An 8,931-nucleotide genomic window follows, 5' to 3' on the forward strand; every position below is an offset into this window, starting at 1 on the left:
ATTCCCCACTGATTAGAGAAGAGCAAAAAATAAATTCCTCTTAAATCCTGAACTCTCTTTGTATCTGAAGATAAATTCAAGCTATATAGATCAATTTCTTCATTATCAATCCATCTGATGAACTGATATCCAAGAGGTTCTCTCTTGATATTTACGTTATATTCGTTCTTTAAACGATATTCAAGTACTTCAAACTGAAGGACACCTACTACACCTACGATGATTTCTTCCATCGAACCACCAATTTCAGTGAAGATCTGAATAGCCCCTTCCTGAGCAATCTGTTCTACACCCTTAACGAACTGTTTACGTTTCATTGTATCTGTATTACGGATACGTGCGAAATGTTCAGGAGCGAATGTAGGAATACCTTCAAACTTGAATTTATGCTTAGGTGTACAGATTGTGTCACCAATAGAGAAAATACCTGGATCAAAGACACCGATGATATCTCCAGAATAAGCTTCCTGGATTTCTTCACGGTCATCAGCCATTAACTGTTTAGACTGACTTAATTTAATCTTCTTATTTCCCTGCATATGGAATACTTCCATACCCTTAGTGTATTTACCAGAAGTAATACGCATGAATGCCATTCTATCTCTATGTGCTTTATTCATATTTGCCTGAATCTTGAATACAAATGCACTGAAGTCTTCATTGAATGGATCAATTGGTCCATCGTCACTCTGTTTTGGCTGAGGAGGCATAGAGTAATCTAAGAAATGATGTAAGAATGGTTCTACACCGAAGTTAGTTAAGGCACTACCAAAACATACTGGTGATAATTCTCCACGATGTACTCTTTCTAGATCAAATTCTGCACCTGCACCATCTAGTAATTCCACATCATCCTGAAGAGTCGCATAATAATCTTCACCAATTTCTTTAATTAATTCAGGATCATCATAATCAGTAATGATTTCCTGTACTTCTTTCTTACCACCCTGTACTGGTACGAAACGAATCACTTTCTTAGATTCTCTTTCATAAACGCCTTTGAACTGTTTACCACATCCAATAGGCCAGTTAACAGGACATGTATCCATACCTAATTCCTGTTCAATTTCTTCCATTAATTCATAAGGGTCTTTCGCTTCTCTATCCATCTTGTTGATGAAAGTAAAGATAGGAATATGTCTCATTGCACAAACCTTGAATAACTTACGTGTCTGTGCTTCGACACCCTTAGATGCATCAATAACCATGACCGCTGAGTCAGCTGCCATTAATGTACGATATGTATCTTCTGAGAAGTCCTGATGGCCTGGAGTATCTAGGATATTGATACAGAACCCATCATAGTTGAACTGTAATACTGAAGATGTAACAGAGATTCCTCTCTGTTTTTCAATTTCCATCCAGTCACTGACTGCATGACGCATATTCTGCTTACCCTTAACCATACCGGCTTCCTGAATAGCTCCACCATATAATAAGAACTTTTCTGTTAATGTTGTTTTACCAGCATCCGGGTGAGAAATAATCGCAAACGTACGACGTTTACTTACTTTATCTACAAATTCTGACATATAGCCTCCTTAAATTACGAATTGACCATTTTTGAAGATCTGTACTGTTTTTCCATCTTGAGTCACAGCTTCAATATCAAGGTCTTTTGTTCCAATCATAAAATCAACATGTGTGAATGAATCATTGACACCATGTTTATATAGTTCTTCTTTAGTCATCTCATAACCGCCCTTAATACATTCATTAAAACCTTTACCAAGAGCAAGATGACATGCTGCATTCTCATCAAATAATGTGTTATAGAATAATATCCCCATTTCTGATATAGGAGAATCAACAGGCACGAGTGCCACTTCCCCTAAATAATGAGCACCATCATCAGTATCAATGATGCTTGCAAGTACATCTTTACCTGTCTTAGCATCAAAGTCTACAACACGACCTTCCTTAAATCGAATATAAAAATCATTGACGAGTGAACCACCATGGTTAAGTGGCAATGAAGAATAAACAATACCTTCTGTCTTTCGATAGTCTGGAGAAGTAAAGATTTCTTCTGTAGGCATATTAGGGAATGAATAAACTCCATCAGTTGTAAAGCTTCCTCCACCTGCAAATAAATAGTCTTTATTCATATATACTTTTAAATCAGTTCCTAGACTATTTGTATAATGTAAGTAATCAATAGACATCTCATTAAGTGTCTTCACACGTTCTTCAAAAGATGCACGATGCATCTCCCAGGCATTTAAAGGATCTTTTGTATCTACATAACACACATGATAGATGGCTTTCCATAAGGCTTCTATAGCCTCCTGATTATTCATATCAGGAAATACCTTATTCGCCCACTTAAGAGAAGTTGCACCTACAATACACCAGCGGTCAATACCTAGATCTAAATGATCATAGAAGGTCTTAGCCTGTTCATGCATAGCTTTACTGTAAGTAGCCATCTTTAAAGGATCAATACCTTTGAAACCATCAGGATTTTCTGATGTAATAGTAACTACAGCAGCATGTTCTAATGCATACTTATTACGTAGTTCAACTAAATAATCAGGAACCTTCTTGAAATAATCTACATCATTATGTTCATATCTAAGTCTTGTAATATCCTCGTCTACATAATGTGCAATTACATCTAAAGCCCCAGCTTTATAAGCTTCTTTGGCGATAGCTTTCACTAAAGAGGCACATTCAACATCCGCAGTAACTACAAGTTTCTGACCTTTTTGAAGATTAACGCCCTTTTTTACTATCAATTCAGCATATTTATTCATCATATCAATACACCCCATCTCCATTATTCTAAGAATTTTATAATCTTTGTCAACAGAAAAAGCATAACATATTACGTGTTGAATTTCCATTTTTCTTGTTATTATTTTACACATGTGATATGATATGTATAGCAGTTACACAGGACATTTTGTATTGGTTTTTTATCAGTAGTACACTATCGATTGCAAAAGCCTATAATAAAGTTGCTTGATGTATTGCAATTTACAGGAGGTATGTCAGATGACAGGTAAAGTAAAATGGTTTAAGGCTGAAAAAGGTTATGGATTCATTACAGTAGAAGGACAGAGCAAAGATATTTTCGTTCATTTCTCTGCAATCAACGCTGATGGATACAAGACCCTAGAAGAAGGCCAGACTGTTGAATTTGACGTTGTTGAAGGCGATCGTGGACCACAGGCAGCTAACGTTACAGTAGTTGAATAATCATCATAAAAAAGGCTGATGCAATAAGCATCAGTCTTTTTTTGTCATATAAGCGATTAATAACTTCATTGTGTTCTCTACTGCATCTACATGTGAACGTTCCATACCATGACTTGCAGCCACACCTGGACCTATTAGTGCGCCTCTAATATCCTGACCGCCTCTGAAAGATGCAGAGACATCAGAACTATAAAATGGATAAATATCAACTGCATAAGATAATTCATTATCTTTCGCAAGATTAATAAGTTTTGTTGTCATCTGGTAGTCATAAGGACCACTTGAATCCTTAGCACAAATAGAAACATCTCTTTCAGTGCAGCTTAAGTCTTTGCCAATACATCCCATATCCACTGCAATGACTTCTTCAATCTCTTCTGGGATATAAGCACATCCATGTCCTACTTCTTCATAAGTAGAAATCAAGAAATACCAAGTATCACGAGGAATAATGAATTCTTCCTTCATTGTCTTTAATAAGCCATATAGAATAGCTACACTTAGTTTATCATCTAAGAATCTAGATTTAATAAAGCCACTTGGTGTAATTGTAGTTTTAGGATCAATACAGATATAATCTCCTGGCATGATGCCTAATTCTTCTACTTCCTTTTTAGATGACACACATTCATCAATACGTACATGCATTGTCATATCTGTTCTAGGGGCATTCTTAGAATCATCATAGACATGTGCACTTGGAGAATTAGATAGAATTGTTCCTGTATAAGTTCTGCCATCTCTTGTTACTATTTTACAATATTCACCATCTAGCGTAGGAACAATAGGGCCTCCTACTAAAGTGAATGCAAGTGTACCATCTTCTTTGATACTTCTGACCATAAGTCCTAAAGTATCTACGTGAGCACATAATGCCTTTGTATGATGACCGATACCAGGTACCTTGACAATCAGATTACCTTTATTGGTATGTATTGTCTCATAGCCTAAGGCTTTGACTTCCCTTTCATAAAAATCAATGACTGCTTTTGTATATCCTGTAGGAGAATCAATTAAAAGCAGTTCTTTCGCAAATTCCATTACTTTTAATGCATTCATATGAAACCTCTCTTTCTTACTCATTATAACATCTAAAAAAGATCAAGCATATTATCAAGATAGATTTCTTCTCTCACATGAATTGAATATTCTGGCTTAACCATATAATATAACAGAAACTCTAATACAAGAGCACTGCCTAGACTTCTACCTTCTATCTTAAACTGTGTAAAGCCTAATGGCCTATAAATAGACTGTATGTCTTCAATACTGATAAACGAAGGATTATGCATGGCATGAGAAAAACGATAGCCTTGCTTTGCATTTGGTGCTTTACAAATATGATCCGGGACATCTTTACCCAAGTTCTGTAAACTCACCGTTTCATAACATTTCTTTCTATCCTGACATCCTACATAACAGCATTCATTACATAAGAATTCTACTTTATCCTTCTGTTTGATGATAGATAATAATTTAAATTTCTTATTTAAGCGGAAATCAGGCACAACATAGCGGAACTCTTCTCTTTCGCATTCTTCTTTAAACTCATTAAAGTCAGTGATGACTTTAGTGGTAGAAGAGACAAAATAAAGATTTGGATATTTCTCCATCAAATAGTGTAATAAGAGATCAGAGTGTACAATCACACCATTGTTGCCTGCTTCATTAAATAACCTACATAATGTATTACATTTAGGATCTGAGAGATGTTCTTCTTCTAGCATAGAGTTACTAAAAGTAAGTCTTGCAGAAATATGATACGTCTTCATCAGGTCTAATACCTCACGAGGATTATCTTCCCCTTCTCCAAGTCTTCCTCCACCCCATAAACAGTCCATTGGAGCACCATAAATAGAACCTATTTCACACCAGTCATAAAAATATTCTCTATGGTTATAAAAAAGAGGAAGGAACTTCTTATATAATTCATAGAATTCAAATAATCCTGGTAAGTGGTAATAAATTGTTTGATTCATTTATTCTCCCATTAATTCTTCCAATACTTTTCTTACGTTATGAGCTGCATCTTCCTGTATCTCAATAATACGTGCACCTCTAGACTTGGCCACTTCTCTTAAATCTACTGATATACCTGTATGGAATGAACATCCTACAACTAGAAATACATCTCCTGGTTGTAATGCATATACCATTTCATAAGCTAATTGATAATTTGGCGCAGGATCACCATAAAGAACTGGCTTATTGTATAAAGAATAAGCAATATCCATTTCATCATCAGCAGGAAGACCACCATGTAGTTCTAATGCATCACTACCTGCAAGTTTATGTAAGCCATCAATATTCATTGTGATAATAGGAATATGATACTCTGCCAAGGCATAATGTGCATCATTTGGTTTTGCACCATTCATATTCGCTTTTAATTGTCTAATAACTTCATTGTATTCTTCATGATGTCTTTGCGCATAGCTTCTAAACAGTTTTTCTCTGACATCTGGTCTTTCCATAAATGTAGGAATATTACTTTGTTTAGATATTCCTGCACCTGTAAATGCGATTATCTTCATATCAATCATCTCCTTGTGTTATATTATAACACTTATAAAAGTCCTAATAAATCTTCTACCTTCTCTAGTATATAATTAGAATCACTCATATCCTTGCTTTCTACACTACCCCATTTTGCAAAGGCAAAATCAATGCCTGCATTTCTTGAAGCAAGAAGATCTGAATAAGCATCTCCAATATAAATAACATCTTCTTTATTTAATCCTAAACGTTCTATGCATAATAAAAGTGGTTCTGGATCAGGTTTATGTTTTGAAGTATCATCCTCTAGTACAACAACTTCCATATAATCATCTAGTCCTAAAGAAACAACATCAATATCATACTGTTTCTTATTTTTAGAAGAGACAACGCTAAATCTTAACTTTTCATGTAATGTCTTTAAGACGTCATCCATTCCTTCATAAGGACTTGCTTTATATTCATTGACATATTGTACCCATTTTGCATATACTTCTTCAGGATTATTGACTTCTAGTTCTTCCATGACCTTCATACCTGGATATGAGGCAAAGTGATAGACTTCTTCTAAAGTCCATTCTTCCCCTTTTTCTTCCTGGATAATCTTCTGTAATGGAATCATATTCATATCAAGTGTATTAACTAAAGTATTATCAATATCAAAAATAAGTGCTTTATATTTCACTATTATTTCCTCTCTATTTCTATCACATAAGGTGCATTCTTTTTATTCATCATCTTAAAACTTGATACATTATATGTATGTGTATCTAAATCTGATACATAGTTATCAATCCATAAAGCTTCTTCTTTACCCTGAGGATGTCCAATATAACAAGTTATAAAAATGACCTTTTTCATATGTTCAACCGCCTTAATAAGAGTTCTTTGAGTAACATCAAGTGTTGTTGTGATGTTATGATCACCTTCAGGTAAATAACCTAGATTAAAAATACCAATATCAAATGTATCAACATAATGATCAAAATTCTCATGAGAATCACGAATAAGGTGTGCTTTGTCTCCTACGAGTTCTTTTGTACGCTTGAGTGCTTCTTCTTGTATATCAAAGCTATAGACTTTCTTGCAGCATTCAATTAAACTCTTTGTATCATGGCCATTACCCATTGTGAAATCTACACCTATTTCTAAATTATCATATGTATGCATACGTTCATGCACATACTCTACCATACTTAACATGTTTCTTTTCTCCTTTAAAAAAATCCGGCAAATGCCGGATTCATTATGATTTTAATGCAGGAAGGTCTCCTGTATAAAGACAATATTCTTCTAATGTCCAGTTGTTTTCATACATGATCTTAGCAGCTTTTTTACCTACATAACGGAAATGCCAAGGTTCCTGTGTAATACCTGTAATATTAGAAGTACCATCCGCAAAACGTAATACAAAGCCATATTTATGAGCATTTTTACATGCCCACTTATATTCTGATGTATCACCAAATACAAGTCTCTTACCTTCATCGACACTTTCAGAACTCATATCGATACCAAGTCCTGTCTGGTGTTCACTTGCTCCAGGTAAAGCTACGTGCTGAATTGCGTAAAGTTCTCCCCACTTCTGTTTATATTCCTTATAGATTTTACTCTGTTCATCATAAGAACGATAACCACTATTGATCATGATATAGTAGCCTTCCTTTTCACCTGCTTTACGCATAGCAAGGAATGCCTTATAAGCATCTTTTCTTAACTTTGGATGATCACATTTCTTAGTGATATATTTCTTATCAGGTGTGACTAAATCAGATGGTTTATAACTAGAAGGAAGGTATAAGCCTTTCTTTACAAGAGTTGTATAACGTGCTGGATTAGTAATAGCATGTCTAGTCGCTTCTTTAGTAGAATCTCCAATAAATGGATAAGATGTACTTAATACAGCATAGTTATAATTCTTGCTTGATTTATAAGCTTCTTCATATTTATCCATATCCTTGAACTTGAATCCAGATACAGCCATATAATTCTTCATCGTATTATAGCTATAGCCTTTGTCTAGAATATAATCTAGATCATCACTATCAGCTGTCTTTAAGATCGTCCAGATTTGTTTTTCAGTATACCCATTCTTCTTTAAAGCAGGAATCTGGTCATCTAACATTGGTGATAATGTATCTACTACTTCAGCAGCCTTCATCTTCTTATGAAGAGACTGATATTGTTCAAAATCAGCATAATACTTAACATCCTTAGAATGTTTTAACCATGAATCAATATGATTTAAATAATCATCATCAATCACAATCTTCACTTTATCACTTGTTAGCTTTAATACAGCAGACTGCTGAGACCATGAATAGCCCTTCATTGCAAGTCTAATACGTGAAAAGTTAAATGTGATTACTAATACAAGTACTACAACAACAGGAATAACAACCTTTAAGACATTATCCCATCTTATTCTTCTACGACGACTGTAAGGAGAATAATTATAATTTCTCTTTCTTCTCATAAGTTTTTTACCTCTTTCCTTATCACGAATAATAGTACCAAACAGGACATTGTTTGTCCACACTCCACCCTTATTATCTCACATTTTCACATAATTTACATATTACTGTTTAATTAATCGAACACAATTGCAAAAAAGGGGATTTTATGATATCTTTTACTAAGTGTGAAAAGGAGGTTTCCCCGATGCAATTAGTTATTTATATATTCATTGCGTTATGTACTCTTGCAATCGCAATTTTATTTACTGAAGTTACAGGAAAATTATTCAAAGCATTACTTGCTTTAGTAGGTGCTGCTTCTACTGGTTACTCAATTGCTTTAGCTGCACGTATGATTGCAAAGTCTACTAAATGGTTCAGTAAACCACCACTAATGAATACTTTCTATATTTCATCTGCGATTGTATTAGTATTAATCATTATCGTTACAAAAGTCATCTTAAAAAAGAAAAACGGTTAAACCGTTTTTTTATTTGCGCTAAAAAAGGAATGCCTTGCATTCCTTTTACTGACTACTCCCACGGGCAAGCCCATGGGGTTCTTACTATCAAGTTTAGCTTGTAATCGTACATCATTTTCAGACTTTGGAATACAAGTATAAATCTATTTAAGTAAGAACTGTTATTACCAAGCAGTCCAACGACCACATTAACGGTAAATTTCTATCTTTCGATAAGGAAGTATAGTCAATCTCCCTGATGCTTATTTTATACTATTTTGATTCCACTATTCAATACTTTGATTCTATTAATCTTAA

At 34.4% G+C, this 8,931-nt stretch carries 10 protein-coding genes; 2 read left to right on the plus strand and 8 right to left on the minus strand.

Annotated features, from left to right (window positions below):
• Together ACT8VG_RS04520 and ACT8VG_RS04525 are read right to left on the minus strand one after the other, a co-directional pair.
• The coding region (locus ACT8VG_RS04520; protein WP_444195288.1) for a peptide chain release factor 3 at window positions 1-1,532 on the minus strand (1,532 nt) is incomplete at its 3' end.
• Window positions 1,533-1,541: 9 nt separating this feature from the next.
• Entirely contained in the window at window positions 1,542-2,759 is a 1,218-nt protein-coding gene (locus ACT8VG_RS04525) for an aminopeptidase (protein WP_278244078.1), read from the minus strand.
• 238 nt (window positions 2,760-2,997) lie between these two features.
• Here ACT8VG_RS04525 and ACT8VG_RS04530 point away from each other — a divergent pair, with 238 nt between their 5' ends.
• Window positions 2,998-3,201: a cold shock domain-containing protein gene (locus ACT8VG_RS04530; RefSeq protein WP_006505439.1), complete on the plus strand. Its 204-nt coding sequence runs from the start codon at window positions 2,998-3,000 to the stop codon at window positions 3,199-3,201.
• Window positions 3,202-3,231: 30 nt separating this feature from the next.
• On the opposite strand, the gene ACT8VG_RS04535 is transcribed toward ACT8VG_RS04530, so the two are convergent.
• The 6 genes from ACT8VG_RS04535 to ACT8VG_RS04560 are packed head-to-tail and all read right to left on the minus strand — an operon-like array spanning window position 3,232 to window position 8,173.
• Window positions 3,232-4,260: a M42 family metallopeptidase gene (locus tag ACT8VG_RS04535; RefSeq protein WP_331873746.1), complete on the minus strand. Its 1,029-nt coding sequence runs from the start codon at window positions 4,258-4,260 to the stop codon at window positions 3,232-3,234.
• Between the two features lie 32 nt (window positions 4,261-4,292).
• Window positions 4,293-5,180, minus strand: a complete 888-nt coding sequence (locus ACT8VG_RS04540) for a hypothetical protein (RefSeq protein ID WP_331873747.1) — start codon at window positions 5,178-5,180, stop codon at window positions 4,293-4,295.
• Complete coding sequence (locus tag ACT8VG_RS04545) at window positions 5,181-5,735, minus strand: Sir2 family NAD-dependent protein deacetylase (RefSeq protein ID WP_295097155.1); 555 nt, start codon at window positions 5,733-5,735, stop codon at window positions 5,181-5,183.
• Between the two features lie 32 nt (window positions 5,736-5,767).
• Entirely contained in the window at window positions 5,768-6,382 is a 615-nt protein-coding gene (locus ACT8VG_RS04550; RefSeq protein WP_226793799.1) for an HAD family hydrolase, read from the minus strand.
• Between the two features lie 2 nt (window positions 6,383-6,384).
• Window positions 6,385-6,900 (minus strand): tRNA (mnm(5)s(2)U34)-methyltransferase, encoded by a 516-nt coding sequence (locus ACT8VG_RS04555; RefSeq protein ID WP_217107092.1) that lies wholly within the window; start codon window positions 6,898-6,900, stop codon window positions 6,385-6,387.
• A gap of 43 nt (window positions 6,901-6,943) precedes the next feature.
• On the minus strand, window positions 6,944-8,173 hold the full coding sequence (locus tag ACT8VG_RS04560; RefSeq protein WP_432267379.1) for a M15 family metallopeptidase: 1,230 nt from the start codon (window positions 8,171-8,173) through the stop codon (window positions 6,944-6,946).
• A 185-nt stretch (window positions 8,174-8,358) separates the two neighbouring features.
• Here ACT8VG_RS04560 and ACT8VG_RS04565 point away from each other — a divergent pair, with 185 nt between their 5' ends.
• A complete protein-coding gene (locus tag ACT8VG_RS04565; protein WP_022425871.1) occupies window positions 8,359-8,634 on the plus strand; it encodes a hypothetical protein in 276 nt (91 codons plus the stop codon).
• Window positions 8,635-8,931 lie beyond the last annotated feature (297 nt).

Origin of the sequence: Catenibacterium sp. (assembly GCF_052354645.1) — a bacterium.
GTDB classification, from domain to species: Bacteria; Bacillota_I; Bacilli_A; order Erysipelotrichales; family Coprobacillaceae; genus Catenibacterium; species Catenibacterium mitsuoka_A.

What these genes read in the sequence shown, in the direction of transcription:
- ACT8VG_RS04540 (WP_331873747.1), bottom strand. Translation starts at nt 5,180, where the DNA reads ATGAATCAAACAATTTATTACCACTTACCAGGATTATTTGAATTCTAT.
- ACT8VG_RS04535 (WP_331873746.1), bottom strand. Translation starts at nt 4,260, where the DNA reads ATGAATGCATTAAAAGTAATGGAATTTGCGAAAGAACTGCTTTTAATT.
- ACT8VG_RS04555 (WP_217107092.1), bottom strand. Translation starts at nt 6,900, where the DNA reads ATGTTAAGTATGGTAGAGTATGTGCATGAACGTATGCATACATATGAT.
- ACT8VG_RS04565 (WP_022425871.1), top strand. Translation starts at nt 8,359, where the DNA reads ATGCAATTAGTTATTTATATATTCATTGCGTTATGTACTCTTGCAATC.
- ACT8VG_RS04525 (WP_278244078.1), bottom strand. Translation starts at nt 2,759, where the DNA reads ATGATGAATAAATATGCTGAATTGATAGTAAAAAAGGGCGTTAATCTT.
- ACT8VG_RS04530 (WP_006505439.1), top strand. Translation starts at nt 2,998, where the DNA reads ATGACAGGTAAAGTAAAATGGTTTAAGGCTGAAAAAGGTTATGGATTC.
- ACT8VG_RS04560 (WP_432267379.1), bottom strand. Translation starts at nt 8,173, where the DNA reads ATGAGAAGAAAGAGAAATTATAATTATTCTCCTTACAGTCGTCGTAGA.
- ACT8VG_RS04545 (WP_295097155.1), bottom strand. Translation starts at nt 5,735, where the DNA reads ATGAAGATAATCGCATTTACAGGTGCAGGAATATCTAAACAAAGTAAT.